The following is an 18,933-nucleotide window of genomic DNA, read 5'->3' as shown; positions in this document are numbered from 1 at the left end:
TGTATTACTTTTGAATACAGTGTCCGGAAGTTTTTAGCATATAGAAAACTAATGCTATAAAGTTGTTTCTGAAAAAAAATATATAATTAACGGAAAAAACAAGATTTAACTTGACTTAAAAGCTATTTAGTGTATAATATCGTTATGTAAATTTTCTTTGTGAAAAAATTAACTTAGTAAGATAAACAAAATGTTTAATATCAAAAAAAATTTAATATAAAAATATTTGATTGACAAAATAAAGGAGGAAAAAAAATGTGTGCAAACGAATTAAAAGAAGCAGGTTTTAGAGAACTTGATGTTTTTATTGACTCATTAGAAACTAAAAAGGGATCGTTAATATCTGTTTTGCACAAGGCTCAGGAAATCTTTGGATACTTGCCGAGAGAGATTCAGGAGTATGTTGCGGAGAAATTAAATGAATCTCTTGCTAATGTTTATGGAGTTGTTAGTTTTTATTCATTTTTTACAATGGTACCAAAAGGTGAACATGCAGTTTCAGTATGTATGGGAACAGCATGCTATGTAAGAGGAGCAGATAAAGTATTGGAAGAATTCCAAAAAGAATTAGGAATTAAATCTGGTGAGACATCTCTTGACGGGAAATTCTCAATAGATGCATTAAGATGTGTAGGTGCCTGCGGTATTGCACCAGTGGTATTAGTTGGTGAAAAAGTGTATAAAAAAGTGGAAGTAAAAGAAGTAAAGAAAATTATAAATGAATATAAATAATTAGGAGGGAACTTATGTCACGTGTGACTTCTATAGAAGAGTTAAATACTTTAAAAGACAGTATTAATAAAAGCAGAAAATACAGCAAGCAAGTTCTTATATGCGGTGGAACAGGTTGTATTTCCTCAGGTAGTAATGATATAGCTGCTAAAATGGAAGAAAGAGTGAAAGCTCTGGGAAAAGAAGATGAAATAAGAGTAATAAAAACGGGATGTTTTGGATTTTGTGAAAAAGGTCCGATAGTAAAAATGCTTCCTGATAATACATTTTATACAGAAGTAACACCTGAAGATGTGGATAAATTAGTAGACAAACATCTTATAGGTGAAGAAAAAGTAGAGGAATTACTATATGTAGATCCGGTTTCTAAAAAAAGAATAAGCGATTCAGATCATATGGATTTCTATAAAAAACAGAGAAGAATAGCTTTAAGAAACTGTGGATTAGTAGATCCGGAAGATATAGACGATTATTTTCTTCATGACGGATATACTGCACTTCATAAAGTAACAGAAATGGATCAGCAGGAAGTAATAGAAATCGTAAAGAATTCAGGACTCAGAGGAAGAGGAGGAGCAGGATTCTCTACAGGGATGAAGTGGCAGTTTGCACTAAATAATAAAGCAGACCAAAAATATGTAGTATGTAATGCCGATGAGGGAGATCCGGGAGCATTCATGGACAGATCAATACTTGAAGGAGATCCTCACTCTATAATAGAAGCTATGGCTATCTGCGGATATGCTATCGGGGCAAGTAACGGTCTTGTATACATAAGAGCAGAGTACCCTCTTGCGATAAAGAGACTGAAAATAGCACTTGAAGAAGCAAAAGAAAGTGGAGTTCTTGGAAAGAACATATTTAATTCAGGATTCGACTTTGATATTGAAATAAAATATGGTGCAGGAGCATTCGTATGTGGAGAGGAAACAGCACTTATCCACTCAATGGAAGGGCACAGAGGAGAACCTACTACGAAACCGCCGTTCCCGGCAGAACACGGATATAACGGATACCCTACAAACGTTAATAACGTAGAAACACTGGCAAATATACCAGTAATCATAAATAAAGGGGCTGACTGGTTTAAATCATTCGGTACTGAAAAATCATCAGGAACAAAAGTATTCGCCCTTGCAGGAAAGATAAATAACGTAGGACTGATAGAAGTACCTATGGGAACTACTCTTAGAGAAGTTATCTATGAAATCGGCGGAGGAATCAAAGACGGAAAGAAATTTAAGTCAGTTCAGACAGGAGGACCGTCTGGAGGATGTCTTACTGAAAAACACCTTGATGTAGCAATAGATTTTGACAGTCTGATGGCACAGGGATCTATGATGGGATCCGGCGGAATGATAGTAATGGACGAAGATGACTGTATGGTTGCAGTATCTAAGTTCTATCTGGAATTTACAGTAGAAGAATCATGCGGGAAATGTACTCCTTGCAGAATAGGAAATCAGAGATTACTTGAAATACTTGAAAAAATAACAAAAGGAAACGGAACGGAAGACGATTTAAGAAAACTAAAAGAACTTTCTAACGTAATAAAAGATACTTCACTGTGTGGTCTGGGGCAGACAGCACCAAATCCGATATTATCTACATTAAATAATTTCTGGCATGAATATGAGGCACACGTAAAAGATAAAAAGTGTCCTTCAGGTCAATGTACTGCACTGTTAAAATATGTAATAAACGACAAGTGTATAGGATGTACTGCCTGTGCAAGAGTTTGTCCTGTGTCATGTATAGAAGGTAAAGTAAAAGAAAAACATGTCATTGAGCAGGATAAATGTATTAAGTGTGGTGCATGTTATGACAAATGTAAATTCAGTGCAATAGACAGAATATAATTAAAAGATAGGGAGTGAAAGTTCAATGAGTCAAAAACTTGTGAATGTAATAGTTGATGATATAAAAGTACAAGTTCCTGAAGGAACAACGATACTAGCTGCTGCAAAAAGTGCAGGAGTAAACATTCCAACATTATGCTATCTAAATCTGGCAGATTTTGGATGTGTAAACAAAACAGCTTCGTGCAGAGTCTGCGTTGTTGAAGTAGAGGGAAGAAGAAACCTGGCACCTTCTTGTGCGACACCTGTTAACGAAGGAATGACAGTAAAAACAAATACAATAAAAGCACTAAATTCAAGAAAAATAGTATTAGAATTACTATTATCTGATCACCCGAAAGATTGTCTGGTTTGTCAGAAATCAGGAGAATGCGAACTTCAGGATCTGGCACATGAATTCGGGATAAAAGAAATAGCATATGAAGGAAAAGAATCTACATACAGAAAAGATATATCTAAGTCAATAATCAGAGATATGGACAAATGTATAATGTGCAGAAGATGTGAAACTATGTGTAACGAAGTTCAGACAGTAGGAGCTCTTTCAGGAGTAAACAGAGGTTTTGATGCAGTTGTAGCACCTGCTATGGAAATGGACTTAAATGATTCAGTATGTACATACTGCGGACAATGTGTTGCTGTGTGTCCTACAGGAGCATTAGTAGAAAGAGATGCTACATGGGATGTATTATCAGCCCTTGCAGATCCTACAAAAACAGTTATTGTACAAACGGCACCAGCAGTAAGGGTAGCACTTGGAGAAGAATTCGGATATGATCCGGGAACTTCTGTAACTGGAAAAATGGTTGGAGCCCTTAGAAAATTAGGTTTTGACAGAGTTTTTGATACTGACTTTGCAGCTGATCTGACAATTATGGAAGAAGCATCTGAATTCTTAGACAGATTAAAGAGACACCTTGCTGGTGATACTAGTGTAAAATTACCTATTCTGACATCTTGCTGTCCGGCATGGGTAAAATTCTTCGAGCATAACTTTAACGACTTATTAGATATACCGTCGACAGCTAAGTCGCCGATGCAGATGTTTAGTGCCGTGGCTAAAAATGTATTTGCCAAGGAATTAAACGTGGACAGAAAAGATCTGATAGTAGTTTCTGTAATGCCTTGTCTTGCTAAAAAATATGAGGCAGGAAGAGAAGAATTCTCTAAAGACGGAGATTTTGATACAGATATAGTTCTTTCTACAAGAGAACTTGCAAGATTAATAAAGCAGGCTAATATAAATTTCAATATCCTGAAAGACGAAGAATTTGACAATCCACTTGGAGAATCAACTGGAGCAGGGGTAATTTTCGGAAGAACAGGAGGAGTTATAGAAGCTGCTCTTAGAACTGCTGCTGACTGGTATACAGGAAAGAGTCTGGATAATATAGATTATGAAGCTGTAAGAGGTTTTGAAGGTGTAAGAAGTGCTGATGTAAAAGTAGGAGATCTTGATCTGAAAATAGGAATAGCACATGGTCTTGGAGAAGCAAGAAAACTTCTTGAAGAAGTAAGAGCAGGAAAATCTATGTATCACGCAATAGAAATAATGGCATGTAAAGGTGGATGTATCGGTGGTGGAGGACAGCCTTACCATCATGGAAACACTTCTATACTGAGAAAGAGAACTGATGCAATCAGAGTGGAAGATGAATCTAAAGCAATAAGAAAATCACACGAAAATCCATATATTAAAAAATTATATAATGAATATTTCAAAGAGCCGATGAGTCATCAGGCACATGAGCTTTTACACACTAAGTATTTCAAAAAACATAAAATTTAATAAAATAGAAAGGCTGTTCTGAAATGTGTCAGAACAGCTTTTTATATCATTTTATGTAAAAATTATATAAAATATATTTAATAAGAATCAAAATAATGGTTTTAAAAAGTACCATTTTTATAAAAAAATTTGCTTTTTAGTATAAAATTTTGTATAATTTATACGAACATACCAAAACTAAAATAATAAGTAGGAGGAAGTCAAATGAAGAAAGGGATGAAAAATCTTTCGCTTCTTTTGGGAGTGGCTGTAGCATCACAAGTTTCAAGCGCTGTAACAGTGGATTTGAAACCTGGTGTATTAGGTTACAGAACAATAACAAAAGATGAATTTGGAGAAAAACCAAATAGTTTTGAACCTGGAGCAAGTATTGGTCTGGAAATTATGTCAGGAAAGCCTGAAGACGGTTTCAGATGGGGACTTGGATCTGAGTATCAGACTGAATTAAATGGAAAAAGAGGATATAAGGCGTTTTCGTCAGTACCGGTTTACGCGGTATCAAGAATAGGGATAGGGCATAGCTCTACAGGAAATGCATTTTATGTACCGGTTAGATTAGGGTACCAGTTTAACTTTGAAGACAGAGACACTATTAAGAAAGCTAAAGACGGATTTTACTATGCAGCAGGTATAGGTAAACAGTTCGCACCTTGGTTTAATGCTGAACTTCTATATGAAGGTTCTACATATAAATTAACAGATAATAATGATAAGAGCCACAGCGGAACTGAAAGTCAAGTATCGCTTAAATTAGGTTTCACTTTTGGAGCAGGGGAAAAGAGAGATTACCCTATACTTCCAGCAGCAAAACCAGTTGCACCAATAGTAGTAACACCTGAAAAACCGCAGCCAATCGGAAAAACTGTGGATTTAACAGTTTCAGGAGCATACTTTGATTTTGATAAAGCAACAATAAAAGAAAATGCTAAACAAGAAATAGTAACTGCTGCTCAGCAGATCAAAACATTGAATCAAAAGAGCAATTTAACAGGAGTGTTAGATGTAGCAGGACATACAGATTCTAAGGGAGCAAAAGAATACAACCAAAAGCTGTCTGAAAGAAGAGCAGCTGCAGTTGCCGATGTTTATACACAGGTAATTGGTAATGGAAACGGAATCAGATATAACGTAGCAGGATATGGTGAAGACAGACCAGTTGCACCAAATACACTGCCTAACGGTAAGGACAATCCTGAAGGAAGAGCAAGAAACAGAAGGGTTGAAGTTAAATTCTATCCTGATAACAAAATTATCAGAGAAAATAACACTAATTATGAGCTGGATGTAGAGTCACAAATTAAATAATTTATTGACAAACATCAGTATTTATTGTAAAATTTAATAGTATAAATATATCAAGGAGGAAAATATGAAAAAGATAGGAATTATATTAATGATATCTTCAGTAGTAGCATCAGCAGCTGCTAAAACAACAACAACTAAAACTACAGCACCTACAGCAACAATGACATTTGAACAAAGATACGACGCGATCTCTAATCAATTAGACGCATTAAGAGCAAAGGATGACCAAAGATTTCAGTTAGAGCAACAAAAAGCTGATAATGCACAGGCTGAATTAGATAAGCAAATAGAAATGAGAGATGAATTACAAGCTAAATATGACGAAGCAGCTCAATTAGCTAAAATCTCTTACTACAAGCCAACTTACGGGCCAGTAGCTAACCAGTATAAAGATCTTTTAGGAAAACTTGATGGTTCAATAAAAGAAAACCAAAAAATTATAGACAATTTTGAAAAATTAAGCGCAGCTAGAGACGCTTACGCTCAATAATTTTTGAAATAATAAAAAATTTTTTAGGAGGAAAAATGAAAAAGATAGTTTTAACTGGATTATTTATAGCAGCTTCATTATCATTTGCTGCAACAGCTTCTGACATTGAAAGACAGGCGGCTGCAATTGACAACCAAATTAGTGTAATAGAAGCTAAAACAGCTGCAACTTTGCAAGCTGAACAGCAAAGAGCTGAAACAGCTACTGATAACGTAGCTAAGTATTCTGAATTATTAGAAAATGTTCAGGATCAAATTGATGTAGTATCTGGAGAAAGAAAAGTAAGTTTTTATGAAAAAGAATACCAAGGTGTTCTTGCTTCTTTAACTTCTTTAAGAAATGATTTACAAAAATCTATAACTGCTAACCAAAAAGTTGTAGATGCTTATGAAGAGTTCAGTGCTATAGTAGGAAATTAATTAATTTTTTATATTTATAACAGATACTCCTGCATTAGGAGTATCTTTTAAGTTATATATACACGGGAAAGTTAAAAAAGAAGGAAAATATTTATAGAAAGGAAGATCTATGGATAACGCAAAAGATTTTATATCTCTTACGGAAAAAGAAATAGAAAAATATAAAAGCAGACCTAATGAAATAGCACAGGTTTTAGTGGATAAAGCTTTATTATATGAAGCAAAGCAAGCTGAAAGAACAGAGGCAGAATTAAAAGAGATGGATTTTCTTCAGGAAAATGCACTTGTAAGATTCTATGTCCAAAAGAAACTAGATGGTACAGTTACAGTTACAAATAACGAAATTCAGAGTTTCTATAATGCAAACAGAGGATTATTTGCTAATCAGAATGAGAGCAATTCTGACAATATAGCTGCACAAATTTACAACTTTTTATACAGACAAAAATTAGTAGCTAATGAAACTAAAATGATACAGGATATTATAGCTAATTTTCAGGGTGAACTTGTATTGAATAATGATGAAGTAAAATATATGAGCAATAACTCAGTGAGAATTACTGCAAAATATTTTGACAAAATAATGCTTGAAGAGATGAAAAAAGAGGATTTTTTCACTGCTGAAGCTGATGAAATAGAAGAGATTAAAGACAAAGTACAAATAAACTACTACATAGAAAAAAGCTTGTCAGGAAAAGTGAATGTAACAGAAGATGAAGTTAAGAATTTCCATGAAATGAATAAGGAATCATTCTTGAATTTCACTATCGCAGATGCTTATACACAAATTTACAATTTCTTATTCCAGCAAAAAATCAACAACGACAGACTTGAAATTATGAAAAAAGTTGTAGATAAATATAAGTTAAATGACATAATAAAAGATTATGACAAAAAAGGTCTGATTAATCTCGGAAAAATTAAAATGACAAAAAAAGATAAGCCAGACGCAGAATAAGAAAAAATCACTGATATTATATCAGTGACTTTTTTTGTTTTATCATAATGTTGTGTTTTGTTATTAAATATTTTATATTGAATTAGTTCAATATATATGTTATTATATAGTTAAAAAATACTTTTTGTTTAATTTATATAAGGAGGAAAGTATGAAAAAAATCATGGTTAGTATTATGTTGGTTTTGGGGGTAGTTTCATTTAGTGCCAAAAAAAATAAAACAGAAGTCGAAGTACCTAGTGTAGAAGCACAGATGGAAAGAGCAGATAAAATAGAAAGCTACAGAGCCAAAAAAGATGTGGCATGGCATAAAACTGAATATAATAAAGTACTTAAATATCTAAACAAAACAAGAAAATAAGGAGGGAAAATGAAAAAACTACTATTATTTTTTTTAATGGGGATAATGACTGTTTTGGCTTATAGTGCTGAAAATGATGATATACAGGTAACTAAGTCTCTTGAAGACAGTATAACTAAGGATTATGATCAGGACGGAGTATATTCTTCATATGAAAAAGCATTAAGAGGAGCTCAGGGATCAATATATGTAACATTACCTGAAAAAAGAGGATACTGGTACACTATGCTTGACAGAATAAAGGCTGAGGAAGAAGAACTGATGCCGGATGAACAGGCAAGAATGAGAAGAAAGAAATAAGAGGAGGAGAAAATGAAAAAATTAGGAATAACAGCATTATTATGTATATTCGCAGGAATGATGGCAAGCGCAGCTCCGACATATGAATACAGAAGAGAATTAAGAGAAGGTGCAAGAGGAAAATGGACGAATCTGAGACAGCACTTAAACAGCGGTCAGAGACTAGAAAAAGAATTGACAAAGGTGGATAAGCAAATAGACAAAAAAGTAGCTGAAATACAGGAAATAGAAGATTTATTATTCAGAATAGAGCAGTATAAAGCTGAGAATAATATAAGATAAAATATATTTTATAATGGTTGCTGTTAATTCAGAACCATTTTTTATTTGCCAAAATTACAGTAACAAAGTTTTTAAATAATAAAAGCGGATTGAATATAAGGACTGCTTAAAAAACAATTATATTAACAGATACTCTAAACTTTGAAAAAATTTTGTTTCAAATACTTTTCAAATGTAGTATAATTAAGATATAAATATTTTCAAAAGAAAGTGCTGATATGGAAGATATAAATGAACTAATTAACAATTATCTGTTAATACAAAAAGATAATGCCGATTTATTTGATGTTTTGCACTTTGTACAATCAAAAATAGGCTGTATACCGAAAGATACACAAGAATATATTGCCTGGAAAATGTCTCTTGAATTTTCTGAAGTTAGTGAAATTGTGGAAATTTCGAGTTTTTTTCTGGAAAAGAAAGCTCCGGTAACTGTCACTGTATGCTCAGGTCCGGGTTGTACAATGAAAGGGAGCATGGAATTACTTGAAGTAATTTCCCGAAAAATGGGAGTGGATCTAAACGAGGAAAATGATGGTGTTTATTTGACTGTGAAAAATTGTTTTAAGGCATGCAGTTATGGTGTAAATATAGAGGTTAACGGAGAACTGTTCCATAATGTAACAGTTTCTACACTGGACAGAGTACTGGAGAAAATAAAATTTTACTAATAAAAAAAAATATGTTAGAATATTTAATAAAATTAATCAGAGAGTGTTAGAATAGAATAATGGAGAGTGTATTAAATGTTAAAGACATTAATATTTAAAGAGATCAGATATGATGATAATATAGAAGAATCATTGAAACTATATAAAGCAAAAGTAATCAATAATTCTAAGGATATTGAAGCACTGCAGAATTTAGCTACAATCTATCACGCACTAAAAAAGGATAAGGAAGCTATAAGCATATATGAACAGCTTGTTAAGCTAAAGCCTGATGACTTTGAAATGCGGGCATTTTTAGGTTACTTATATTATGAAGTGAATGATTTGGATAAAGCAGAGGAAAATTTGAACATAGCATTAAATTATGACCCTATGGAGCCTTTTATATTATTTCTTTTAGGAAATATACACTCAAGAAAAGGTGAGATCATTAAGGCAATAGAGAATTATGAATTTGCAATTTTCCTTGATCTTGACATATATATTGCACATATAGATTTTGCAAGAAAATATGAAAATATGGGAAGATTTAACAGAGCGATAGAGGAATATAAAGCAGCATACGATATAGATTCGAGAGATGAGGCTCTGAAAGAAAAAATAGCTGAACTGGAAAAAGAATGTCGAAATTGTTAATTTATAAAAGATGAAAATGTGGGTATTCCACATTTTTATTATGTAATTTTTATTTCATATGAAATAAGATGTTATATTTGAAGATATTTTACTATTGGTGAAATTACATTGTATTGATAAGTACAGGTAATTTTTAAGAGTAAGTACGCTTTTCTGGTTTTAGTATTAAGGAGTGAAAATGGTAAATTTGAAATGTGAGGCGGTTTTGCCTGAATGTGATATGAAACCGCTTGAAGAGATAGAAAAAAGTATAACTGCTGAATATAAGAAGTCTATATGGACAAAATTTTTGAAAGCTGTTAATGAATACGATCTTGTACAGGATGGAGATAAGATAGCAATAGCAATTTCCGGAGGGAAGGACAGTCTTCTGCTGTATAAGCTTTTTCAGCGTTTGAAAAAAGACAAGAGAAGGAATTTTGAATTCAGGGCAGTTAATCTTAATCCTGGTTTTAAGAAAGAAGATCTGGATAATTTTAAAAAGAATCTTTCTAAACTGGATATTGACTGTGAGATATTTGACACTAATATCTGGAAAATAGCAAATGAAAAGGCTAAGGATTACCCGTGCTTTTTGTGTGCCAAGATGAGAAGGGGTATCCTCTATAATAAAGTAGAAGAATATGGTTATAACAAACTTGCTCTCGGTCATCACTTTGACGATGTAATAGAGACTACACTTATAAACATTTTTTACTCAGGTTCGATAAAGACTATGACTCCGCTTGTAGATTCTACTTCGGGAAAACTGAAAGTAATAAGACCGCTGATATATGTGGAAGAAAAGGACATAATCCAGTATACCAAGAAAAACGGCATACTTGCGATGAATTGCGGATGTACCATAGAAGCGGGAAAAACATCAAGCAAAAGAAAAGAAGTAAAGGATCTTTTGAAAGATCTTGAAGAAAAGCATCCGGGAATAAAGAAAAGTGTGTTTAATTCCATGAGAAATATTAATTTGAACTATGTTTACGGGTATGAGGAAACAAAAGAAAAAGATTTATTATAAACTAAAAGATGGTAAAATTTTATATTTTTATTTATAAAAATAAATTTAAAAATACAGGTCTGAAAATAAAAAATTCAGAAGTTGTATTTTTTTTTATTGACTGAATTTTATTTTAATTAGCAATATCAATGTTTTGAGAATAAAAATGAATTTTTTATAATAATTAAGAAATTGTAATAATTATAAAATTGTAGATATTTCACAGTAAAGCCTGAAAAATAAAGGCTTGACAAAGGTTTCAAAAAGGTATAGAATTATTTTGAATATAAAAACAATTTATAGTTAGTGAATCAAATTTGTGAGGAGTTGGGAATTATGACATTGTTACAAGCAAAAGCAGGGGACAAATTCAGAATTAAGGAAATCAAAGAAAAAAACCTGAATATGAGACTGTTGAGTTTAGGGGTATGTAATGGAGATTCTTGTTTTATGGAGAATGCTGCAAATGGAAATATACTTATGAAAACTACTGAAACTAAAATAGTGCTAAGCAATAATCTGGCGCAAAAGATTGAAATTGAGGTAGTATAGATGATAAAAATAGCATTTGTAGGAAACCCAAATGTCGGAAAGACTGCCTTAATTAATAAAATTTCGAATGCAAGTTTAAAAATGGGAAACTGGCCGGGCGTAACAATTGAAAAAAAAGAAGTATTTTTTAAATTTGAGAATGAGGAAGTTAATTTAGTCGATCTTCCGGGAATATACAGCCTTATGGCTAATACTCCTGAGGAATTGGTTTCCAGGGATTTTATACTGGAAAATGATGTAGACGTAATTATAAATGTGGTAGAATCTACTGCATTGGAAAAAAATCTCTATTTGACAGCTTTATTGAAAGAAATAGGGAAGCCTATGGTAATGGCTTTAAACTATCATGACGAATTTAAAAAATTAAACTACCAGCTGGACAAAGAAGTTTTTGAAAAACAGATTGGAATGGAAGCAGTTTTTACAAGCGGGAAAACCGGAGAAGGTGTAAATGAAATAATATCCAAAGCTGTAAAACTGGCAAAAGTCCATAAAGATCAAGCTCACATACCATATACACTGGCATTTGACAACGCAATAGAAGAAGAGATTACTAGCGTAAAAAAGACACTGACAAATAATAAAGATTACAATAAATTGATAGTAAAATACCCAATTGACTGGGTTGCCATAAAAGCACTTGAAGAAGATACTAATTTCCTGGCAACAGTAAAAGTAAATTACGGAATAGATTTAAGAAACATAGCTGAAAAAGAAATAAAAAATTTAAAAGACAGGTATGATATGGATCCTGCTGATGTAATAGCAAGAGCGCGTTACGGGGCAGTTAGAGGAATTGTATCAGCTAATCTGAAAAAAAGTGATATTAATAAATTTGCCATGACGGATAAAATTGATAAGATATTACTAAATAAATTTTTTGGGGTTTTATCATTTTTATTGATCGTGTATGTGATGTTTGTACTGATTTTTGACGGAAGTGCCCCGTTTATAGACTGGGTAGACGGATTTTTTAGTAACTACATCATAAAGTACGTAGGAAAATTAATAGAGGGAACTCCGGCGTGGCTGAATAGTTTCATTCTTGACGGAATTCTGGCAAGTGTGGGATCAGTTCTGACATTCGTGCCTTTGATGTTCTTTATCTACTTTTTCATGTCAATACTTGAAGAGAGCGGATATATGGCAAGGGTTGCTTTCTTAATGAATAAAGCAATGAACAGGGTAGGATTATCAGGAAAGGCATTTATACCGATGCTTATTGGTTTTGGATGTACAGTTCCTGCGATTTATTCCACAAGAACACTTGAAGATGAAAAAACAAGAAGACTTACAGGGTTCATCACTACATTTATGTCATGCGGTGCAAGACTGCCGGTATATTCACTGCTTGCAGCAGCATTTTTCAGCAAGAATGCTGCACTGGTGATAGTTTCTATGTATGTAATAGGAGTCGCATTCGCACTGATTATGGCGTATATTTTGAAAAGGTTTGACTACTTCAAAGGTGATAATACAGAATTGCTGATTGAGCTTCCTCCATACAGAATGCCAAGCTTTAAAGTAGTATGGAATAACATGATTACAAAAACTATGATGTATGTGAAGAGAGCTACAACAATAATTCTTGGAATATTAATAGTAATATGGTTTTTTGGTTATTTCCCGAATAACGGGGAGATACAGGATTCTTATCTTGCTAAAGCAGCAAAGGTAGTACAGCCTGTATTTAAGCCTACAGGATTCGCAGACAGATGGGAACCTGTAGCATCACTAGTACCAAGTGTGATAGCAAAAGAAACAGTGGTAGCATTTTTTGGACAGGTATTATTACAGCAACAGGAAGAAGAAGTGGCAGAAGGTGAAGAGGAAGAAGCAGAAGAATTTAATTTTCTTGCAGATACTATAGGTCAGGCAAAAGATCTTGGTATAGCCGCTATAGACTCAGTGAAATCACTTGTTAATGCTGTTACTTTCCATGTAGGAGCTTTTGAACCTGCTGATGAGGAGACACTTGAAGAAGATGCCGGAGGAGATATTATACCAGCAGTAAGAAGTTTATGGGATGATGATTTAGGTCCGATAAGAGCGTATTCATTTATGTTATTCGTACTTTTAGTTGTACCTTGTGCGGTAGCTCTCGGTGCATTGAAACAGGAATTCGGATGGAAAATGATGCTGATGGAAATCGCGATACTTCTGGTACTGCCTTATGTGGTATCTACCTTATTCTTTAATATTGCAAAATTAATTATGTAAAAATAAGGAGACTGATAATATGAAAACAGCAATAATTTTGTTAATTACAGCTGGAATTGTATATAAAGTATTTTCAGTGATATACAAGGAATATAAAAAAAATAAAAATTTTTGCGGAACTAGCTGTACAAGCTGCAGTTGTTCTGGGAGTTCACATAAAAAACATTAAATGCCGTTATGCGGCATTTTTTGTTTGATGTAGTAAATATTCAACGAAATAATGCATCTAATCATGATTTTTCAATTAGTATTAGATTAATATGTTTCTTACAGAGAGAGGGAATCCGCTGCTGTTATGACTAAAAGTAAGTATATCGTCATACTGGAGTAAAGGAAAAAAAGTTTATATCTAAAAAAATTCATAATAATTGAATTGGTATAAGCAATTATGTTATAATGAAATATAAGTTTTTTTGCAAATTTGCAAAATCAATATTTTAACAATTATTTAATCAATTTGAAAAGGAGTATGTGAAAAATGATATCTGTCATATTAGCGGCCGGGAAGGGAACGAGAATGAAATCGGAACTTCCTAAAGTGATACACAAAGTTAATGGTGTACCGATGCTGCAAAAAGTTTCGGATGTACTTGAAAAAACAGGGGTACATAAAAAAATATTCATTCTGGGACACATGAAAGAAAAGGTTTTATCTGTAATGGGTGAAATTGATTACATTGAGCAGAATGAACAACTGGGAACAGGACATGCAGTTCTTATAGCAAAAGATGAAATATTAAAAAGTAAGGATAACGTTCTTATTACATATGGTGATTCACCATTAATTAAAGCTGAGACTTTAAAAAAAATGGAGGAAAAATTTCTAAAAGACAACCTTGATTGTATACTACTATCATGTGATGTAAGTGATCCTTTCGGATATGGCAGAATAATACTTGATGAAAAAGAGCAGATAATTGACATAATAGAGGAAAAAGAAGCCTCTGATGAAATAAAGAAAATAAAAGAGATAAATGTAGGTGTCTACATTTTTAAATATGCCAGCCTGATAGAAGCTTTGGATAAAATAGACAACAAGAATGAAAAAGGCGAGTATTATCTCACAGATGCAATAAAAATACTTGTTAACAGCGGTGGAAAAGCAGAAAGTTTCAAAATATCTGATGAAGCGGAAATTCTTGGTGTTAACTCAAAAGCACAGCTGGCAATAGCAGGAAAGATTCTTAGAAACAGAAAAAATGAGGAACTAATGGATGACGGAGTTATACTCATTGATCCGGAAACTTCATATATAGAAGATAATGTAATTATAGGTCAGGATACTGTAATTTATCCAAATACTGTAATTCAGGGAAAGACAAAAATCGGAGACAATTGTACGATATACTCAAATACACGTATAATTGACTCGGTAATAGGAAATAACGTTACAATAGAAGCATCGCTGGTAGAGGAAGCTTCTATGGAAGACTATGCAACAGTGGGGCCGTTTGCACATTTAAGACCAAAAGCAGTTCTAAAAGAAAGTGTCCATGTAGGGAATTTTGTGGAAGTAAAAAATTCAATTCTGGAAAAAGGTGTAAAAGCAGGACATCTGACATATATAGGTGACGCCGAAATAGGGATGAATACTAATATAGGGGCAGGAACTATTACCTGCAATTACGACGGGCAAAAGAAACATAAAGTTACAATAGGCGAGGATTCTTTTATAGGAAGTGACTCTATAATAGTGGCTCCAGTAAATATCGGGAAGAGAGCAGTAACCGCTGCCGGTTCGGTAATAACAGATGATATAAATGATGATCAAATTGCTTTTGGAAGAGCAAGACAAATAAATAAAGAAAGAGGGAAGGATTAATGGAAAAAGATTTTCAAATCTATGCAGGGTCTTCAAGTAAAGCATTAGCGAGAAGAATAGCGCAAAAACTGGATGTGGAGTTAGGCTCAGTAGATTTAATCAAATTTGCGGACGGGGAAACATTTGCGAAAGTCAATCAAAGTGTAAGAGGATGTATGGTTTTTATTGTTCAGTCAACATCAAAGCCTGTAAATGAAAGTATAATGGAACTTTTGATTTTTATGGATTCATTAAAAAGAGCATCTGCAGCAGAAATAATACCTGTAATACCATATTACGGATATGCAAGACAGGATAGAAAAGCCAGTCCGAGAGAGCCGATTACTTCTAAGCTTATCGCTGATATTTTAACAGTGGCAGGAGCTTCAAGAGTGGTAACAATGGATCTTCATGCAAGACAGATACAGGGATTCTTTGATATACCGGTAGATCATATGGAAGCACTTCCTATTCTGGCAAAGTATTTCATTAAAAATGAACTTGTAGGTGATGACATTGTAGTAGTATCACCTGACGTTGGCGGAGTTAAAAGAGCAAGAAGTCTTGCGAAATGGCTTCATGCACCACTTGCAATAATTGATAAGAGAAGAGCAAAAGCTAATGTATCGGAAGTTATGAACATAATAGGCGATGTAGCCGGGAAAAAAGCCATACTTATCGATGATATGATAGACACAGCAGGAACAATCTGCAATGCTGCATATGCACTGAAAGAAAAAGGAGCTACAGAGGTATATGCTTGTGCAACACACGCAATCTTGTCAGATCCTGCGGTGGAAAGACTGAAAGCTGCTCCGTTCAATAAAGTAATAGTAACAGATACGATAGAATTACCTGATAACAAAAGATTTGAGAATCTGGAAATTTTATCTACAGATACTATGTTTTCAGAAACAATCAAAAGAATAGTAAATGATCAGGCAATAAGCGATTTATTTGAGCTTCCTCATGAATAAACATAAAGTAAGTGAAGAATCGGTTTTGGGTATAATAAATTGTCTGAAGAAAAACGGGATAGCTATTTTTCCTACAGACACAGTGTATGGAATCGGAGCAGTTTATAATAATCCCGAAGGTATAAACAGAATTTTTGACATAAAACACAGAGACAGAAGTAAGCCGATAATAGCATTGATCAGCGATATAAAGTATCTTGGGGAATTAGTTGATCTTGAAAATGAGAATCTGGAAAATATTCTGGAAATCACTGGTAAATATTGGCCGGGAGAGTTAACTGTTGTTTTTGACAGAAGTAAATATAATGTAGCGAAAGATAATACAATAGGAGTGAGAATTCCCGGTAATAAGATACTGTTAGAGATAATAGAATCATGCGGAGGAATAGTTTTTACCACAAGTGCAAATATATCAGGTGAAAAATCTCCTGCAAAAATAGAGGATATCTCTTATGATATTTTAGAAAAAACGGATTATATCTTAGACGGCGGACCCATACTAAATGGTGTTCCGTCGACTGTAATAAAATATTCCGGCGGAGAAATAAGTATCTTAAGAGAGGGGAATATAAAAACAGAGGAAATTTTAAAATTATTTATGAAGAAGGGCAGAGGATAAATGAAAAGAAAAGCAGTAAACCCAAGTGCAGTAGATACTATGGCAGCAAGAAATCAGAATAAAGCAGCTTCACTTATACAAAAAATAGGAAGAGGAAAAAGAAATTCAAAGGTGGAACTTAGCAGAGGAAATATGAAATATCTTGCGAAACTGGTAAAAGAAATGAAAAAGCAAATGCTTCCATATGAAAAACAGGCCTCTAATGTATTTACATTTTTAAATTATCTGGAAAAAGAAGCTCAGTCAAAGAGTAAAAAGATAAATTTAACTTTATCATACGAAGAACTGGACTTTTTAAAAATGCAGGTAAGAGAGTCTACAAAAGCAGTGGTAGAATTAAAGCAGAATCTGAAATGGTACAATATGATAAAAAAAGTAGTATACGGATTGCTGGTTAAGCAGAATAAGTACTTTTTGGAAGAACTATCAAAATAATAATTTTTGAATAATAAAATTAAAAGGCGGGGGAAAATGGGGGACAATTTTAGAATTCAGAACGGAAAACCGGGCATTATAGAAAGTGTAAACCGGATAATTCGTGATGCAGTGGCAAAAAACGCCAGTGATATTCATATAGATATCAACAGCAGGGAATTTAATATTCGTTACAGAGTAGACGGAGTTTTGGAAAAAGCAGATAAATTTTCATTTGATAATGAGAAACTTGAAATTATTTCCAGAATAAAGATTATCTCAAAAATGAATATCGCAGAGAAAAGACTTCCGCAGGACGGAAGTATAAATTTAACAATACAGGGCAAGAAATACGATATAAGAGTGTCTTCTCTGCCGACTGTTGACGGGGAAAGTCTTGTATTGAGAATTCTTCAGAATGAAGATCGCATAACAGATTTTGAATCTCTGGGTTTTAGAGGTGAAAGTCTGAGCAGTATCAAAAAGCTGATCAGTAAAAATCACGGACTTGTATTAATAAGCGGCCCTACCGGTTCAGGAAAAACAACTACGCTTTTTTCTATGATAAATAAACTAAATGATGAAAGCAGAAAGATAATCACTGTGGAAGATCCTGTGGAGAAAAGATTAAACGGAATAACCCAGATTCAGGTAAAAGAAAAAATTGGTCTTACTTTCCTTGAAGGACTGAAACATATACTTAGGAATGATCCGGATGGTTCTTGTTCTTAGAGCGAAACATATTTTAAAAAAATAAAGTGTGCTTCGCTCTATATATTTAGATAGATATTGAAGTTTTTCAAATCTTTAAAGTCAATCCTTTTAATCATCTTCTTCAATATCGCTTTAGCTTCAACAAATTCATCCTGATCCAGCTCCTTGAGAGTTATTCGGAATATTTCAATAACATCCAGACTCAACTGGTCAGTTGGAATATATTCCCTTTCTATATTTATAATACTCTCTTTTATATTATTTATTTCTGTTAAATTTTTTTGTTTAATCTTTGTAAATTCTGATTCTGTTATAGTTTCATTCATTAAGAATTTTAGGGCTTTATCATTTTCAGCTTCCAAGTTACGGAGCTGTTTTTTTAATCTCTTGAGTTGGTTATTCTTATTTGAATTGTCTTCCAGATTTTTGTTGAGATCTTCCAGAAAATCATCCCTTAACAATTCATCAAATATTGATTTCTCAAAAATATCCTTTTTAAAGTGTTCACCACACTCACGACAGACATAATACTTATACCTTCCACCATTCGTGTTAGAACCCCGAAATTTTCCACCACAGGATGTGTGGAATGTAAAGCCTGTTAGAAGAAATTCCGCTCTCTTTTCACTCCATCTTGCTTTGTTTTCTTTCTGTATATCTCTCATTTTCTTAACTTGATTGAATAATTCTTCTGAGATAATAGGCTGCCAGTTTCCTTTAGCCGTTACATAATCCCCTTTTGTTATTTTGCTACCATCTTTAGGTCTGGTGTTAGTATGAAAAAGTGGACACAAAAATCTTGATTGTGTAAACTAATTGAGAGAAGGCAGGTGTCCGAAATGA

General features: G+C 33.3%; 22 protein-coding genes. 21 read left to right on the top strand and 1 reads right to left on the bottom strand.

The features are described from left to right. Nucleotides 1-255: 255 nt before the first annotated feature. From NK213_RS04630 to NK213_RS04530, 21 genes are all read left to right on the top strand, one after another. On the top strand, nt 256-732 hold the full coding sequence (locus NK213_RS04630) for an NAD(P)H-dependent oxidoreductase subunit E (RefSeq protein WP_253347210.1): 477 nt from the start codon (nt 256-258) through the stop codon (nt 730-732). A gap of 14 nt (nt 733-746) precedes the next feature. Continuing rightward, nucleotides 747-2,591, top strand: a complete 1,845-nt coding sequence (gene nuoF / locus NK213_RS04625; RefSeq protein ID WP_253347201.1) for an NADH-quinone oxidoreductase subunit NuoF — start codon at nt 747-749, stop codon at nt 2,589-2,591. A 25-nt stretch (nt 2,592-2,616) separates the two neighbouring features. Further along, nucleotides 2,617-4,380, top strand: a complete 1,764-nt coding sequence (locus tag NK213_RS04620; protein WP_253347199.1) for an NADH-dependent [FeFe] hydrogenase, group A6 — start codon at nt 2,617-2,619, stop codon at nt 4,378-4,380. Between the two features lie 204 nt (nt 4,381-4,584). Beyond that, nucleotides 4,585-5,685 (top strand): OmpA family protein, encoded by a 1,101-nt coding sequence (locus tag NK213_RS04615; RefSeq protein ID WP_253347197.1) that lies wholly within the window; start codon nt 4,585-4,587, stop codon nt 5,683-5,685. Between the two features lie 64 nt (nt 5,686-5,749). Continuing rightward, nucleotides 5,750-6,175 (top strand): adhesion protein FadA, encoded by a 426-nt coding sequence (locus tag NK213_RS04610; RefSeq protein ID WP_253347195.1) that lies wholly within the window; start codon nt 5,750-5,752, stop codon nt 6,173-6,175. A gap of 35 nt (nt 6,176-6,210) precedes the next feature. After that, nucleotides 6,211-6,594 (top strand): adhesion protein FadA, encoded by a 384-nt coding sequence (locus NK213_RS04605; RefSeq protein WP_253347193.1) that lies wholly within the window; start codon nt 6,211-6,213, stop codon nt 6,592-6,594. A gap of 109 nt (nt 6,595-6,703) precedes the next feature. Next, nucleotides 6,704-7,552: a hypothetical protein gene (locus NK213_RS04600; protein WP_253347190.1), complete on the top strand. Its 849-nt coding sequence runs from the start codon at nt 6,704-6,706 to the stop codon at nt 7,550-7,552. A gap of 151 nt (nt 7,553-7,703) precedes the next feature. Then, on the top strand, nt 7,704-7,913 hold the full coding sequence (locus NK213_RS04595; protein WP_253347188.1) for a hypothetical protein: 210 nt from the start codon (nt 7,704-7,706) through the stop codon (nt 7,911-7,913). Between the two features lie 45 nt (nt 7,914-7,958). Beyond that, nucleotides 7,959-8,213: a hypothetical protein gene (locus NK213_RS04590; RefSeq protein ID WP_371926372.1), complete on the top strand. Its 255-nt coding sequence runs from the start codon at nt 7,959-7,961 to the stop codon at nt 8,211-8,213. 12 nt (nt 8,214-8,225) lie between these two features. Then, on the top strand, nt 8,226-8,495 hold the full coding sequence (locus NK213_RS04585; RefSeq protein ID WP_253347184.1) for a hypothetical protein: 270 nt from the start codon (nt 8,226-8,228) through the stop codon (nt 8,493-8,495). Nucleotides 8,496-8,713: 218 nt separating this feature from the next. Further along, the gene (locus tag NK213_RS04580) at nt 8,714-9,166 is read left to right on the top strand and encodes an NAD(P)H-dependent oxidoreductase subunit E (RefSeq protein ID WP_253347182.1); all 453 of its coding nucleotides are present in this window, start codon (nt 8,714-8,716) and stop codon (nt 9,164-9,166) included. Between the two features lie 75 nt (nt 9,167-9,241). Continuing rightward, nucleotides 9,242-9,802 (top strand): lipopolysaccharide assembly protein LapB, encoded by a 561-nt coding sequence (locus NK213_RS04575; RefSeq protein ID WP_253347180.1) that lies wholly within the window; start codon nt 9,242-9,244, stop codon nt 9,800-9,802. Between the two features lie 178 nt (nt 9,803-9,980). Continuing rightward, nucleotides 9,981-10,814, top strand: coding sequence for an ATP-binding protein (locus tag NK213_RS04570; protein WP_253347178.1), 834 nt, complete (start codon nt 9,981-9,983; stop codon nt 10,812-10,814). A 315-nt stretch (nt 10,815-11,129) separates the two neighbouring features. Next, complete coding sequence (locus NK213_RS04565) at nt 11,130-11,345, top strand: FeoA family protein (RefSeq protein WP_253347176.1); 216 nt, start codon at nt 11,130-11,132, stop codon at nt 11,343-11,345. Next, entirely contained in the window at nt 11,346-13,565 is a 2,220-nt protein-coding gene (gene feoB, locus NK213_RS04560; RefSeq protein WP_253347174.1) for a ferrous iron transport protein B, read from the top strand. It begins immediately after the preceding gene. Nucleotides 13,566-13,584: 19 nt separating this feature from the next. Beyond that, nucleotides 13,585-13,734 (top strand): FeoB-associated Cys-rich membrane protein, encoded by a 150-nt coding sequence (locus tag NK213_RS04555; protein WP_253347172.1) that lies wholly within the window; start codon nt 13,585-13,587, stop codon nt 13,732-13,734. A 309-nt stretch (nt 13,735-14,043) separates the two neighbouring features. Next, the gene (gene glmU / locus NK213_RS04550; RefSeq protein WP_253347171.1) at nt 14,044-15,387 is read left to right on the top strand and encodes a bifunctional UDP-N-acetylglucosamine diphosphorylase/glucosamine-1-phosphate N-acetyltransferase GlmU; all 1,344 of its coding nucleotides are present in this window, start codon (nt 14,044-14,046) and stop codon (nt 15,385-15,387) included. Beyond that, nucleotides 15,387-16,343 carry a ribose-phosphate pyrophosphokinase gene (locus NK213_RS04545; RefSeq protein WP_253347170.1) on the top strand — a complete coding sequence of 319 codons (957 nt, stop codon included), beginning with the start codon at nt 15,387-15,389 and terminating at the stop codon, nt 16,341-16,343. Before glmU ends, NK213_RS04545 begins: the two co-directional genes overlap by 1 nt. Next, a complete protein-coding gene (locus tag NK213_RS04540; RefSeq protein WP_253347168.1) occupies nt 16,336-16,962 on the top strand; it encodes an L-threonylcarbamoyladenylate synthase in 627 nt (208 codons plus the stop codon). Before NK213_RS04545 ends, NK213_RS04540 begins: the two co-directional genes overlap by 8 nt. Further along, nucleotides 16,963-17,397, top strand: a complete 435-nt coding sequence (locus tag NK213_RS04535) for a viral A-type inclusion protein (protein WP_253347167.1) — start codon at nt 16,963-16,965, stop codon at nt 17,395-17,397. 36 nt (nt 17,398-17,433) lie between these two features. After that, nucleotides 17,434-18,108, top strand: a complete 675-nt coding sequence (locus NK213_RS04530) for a GspE/PulE family protein (protein ID WP_253347166.1) — start codon at nt 17,434-17,436, stop codon at nt 18,106-18,108. A 38-nt stretch (nt 18,109-18,146) separates the two neighbouring features. Here NK213_RS04530 and NK213_RS04525 read toward each other — a convergent pair whose 3' ends face one another. Then, nucleotides 18,147-18,755, bottom strand: coding sequence for a zinc ribbon domain-containing protein (locus tag NK213_RS04525; RefSeq protein ID WP_253347165.1), 609 nt, complete (start codon nt 18,753-18,755; stop codon nt 18,147-18,149). Nucleotides 18,756-18,933: the final 178 nt, after the last annotated feature.

This window comes from Sebaldella sp. S0638 (assembly GCF_024158605.1).
Taxonomy (GTDB): Bacteria; Fusobacteriota; Fusobacteriia; order Fusobacteriales; family Leptotrichiaceae; genus Sebaldella.
The sequence above is the reverse complement of the archived record's forward strand: the minus strand, read 5'-3'. Positions and strand labels throughout refer to the sequence as shown.

Coding starts and splice junctions, on each gene's coding strand:
- glmU (WP_253347171.1), top strand. CDS start 14,044: ATGATATCTGTCATATTAGCGGCCGGGAAGGGAACGAGAATGAAATCG.
- NK213_RS04605 (WP_253347193.1), top strand. CDS start 6,211: ATGAAAAAGATAGTTTTAACTGGATTATTTATAGCAGCTTCATTATCA.
- NK213_RS04570 (WP_253347178.1), top strand. CDS start 9,981: ATGGTAAATTTGAAATGTGAGGCGGTTTTGCCTGAATGTGATATGAAA.
- NK213_RS04590 (WP_371926372.1), top strand. CDS start 7,959: ATGACTGTTTTGGCTTATAGTGCTGAAAATGATGATATACAGGTAACT.
- NK213_RS04535 (WP_253347167.1), top strand. CDS start 16,963: ATGAAAAGAAAAGCAGTAAACCCAAGTGCAGTAGATACTATGGCAGCA.
- NK213_RS04630 (WP_253347210.1), top strand. CDS start 256: ATGTGTGCAAACGAATTAAAAGAAGCAGGTTTTAGAGAACTTGATGTT.
- NK213_RS04540 (WP_253347168.1), top strand. CDS start 16,336: ATGAATAAACATAAAGTAAGTGAAGAATCGGTTTTGGGTATAATAAAT.
- NK213_RS04575 (WP_253347180.1), top strand. CDS start 9,242: ATGTTAAAGACATTAATATTTAAAGAGATCAGATATGATGATAATATA.
- NK213_RS04530 (WP_253347166.1), top strand. CDS start 17,434: ATGGGGGACAATTTTAGAATTCAGAACGGAAAACCGGGCATTATAGAA.
- NK213_RS04595 (WP_253347188.1), top strand. CDS start 7,704: ATGAAAAAAATCATGGTTAGTATTATGTTGGTTTTGGGGGTAGTTTCA.
- NK213_RS04545 (WP_253347170.1), top strand. CDS start 15,387: ATGGAAAAAGATTTTCAAATCTATGCAGGGTCTTCAAGTAAAGCATTA.
- NK213_RS04610 (WP_253347195.1), top strand. CDS start 5,750: ATGAAAAAGATAGGAATTATATTAATGATATCTTCAGTAGTAGCATCA.
- NK213_RS04525 (WP_253347165.1), bottom strand. CDS start 18,755: ATGAGAGATATACAGAAAGAAAACAAAGCAAGATGGAGTGAAAAGAGA.
- feoB (WP_253347174.1), top strand. CDS start 11,346: ATGATAAAAATAGCATTTGTAGGAAACCCAAATGTCGGAAAGACTGCC.
- NK213_RS04580 (WP_253347182.1), top strand. CDS start 8,714: ATGGAAGATATAAATGAACTAATTAACAATTATCTGTTAATACAAAAA.
- NK213_RS04555 (WP_253347172.1), top strand. CDS start 13,585: ATGAAAACAGCAATAATTTTGTTAATTACAGCTGGAATTGTATATAAA.
- NK213_RS04620 (WP_253347199.1), top strand. CDS start 2,617: ATGAGTCAAAAACTTGTGAATGTAATAGTTGATGATATAAAAGTACAA.
- NK213_RS04600 (WP_253347190.1), top strand. CDS start 6,704: ATGGATAACGCAAAAGATTTTATATCTCTTACGGAAAAAGAAATAGAA.
- NK213_RS04565 (WP_253347176.1), top strand. CDS start 11,130: ATGACATTGTTACAAGCAAAAGCAGGGGACAAATTCAGAATTAAGGAA.
- NK213_RS04615 (WP_253347197.1), top strand. CDS start 4,585: ATGAAGAAAGGGATGAAAAATCTTTCGCTTCTTTTGGGAGTGGCTGTA.
- NK213_RS04585 (WP_253347184.1), top strand. CDS start 8,226: ATGAAAAAATTAGGAATAACAGCATTATTATGTATATTCGCAGGAATG.
- nuoF (WP_253347201.1), top strand. CDS start 747: ATGTCACGTGTGACTTCTATAGAAGAGTTAAATACTTTAAAAGACAGT.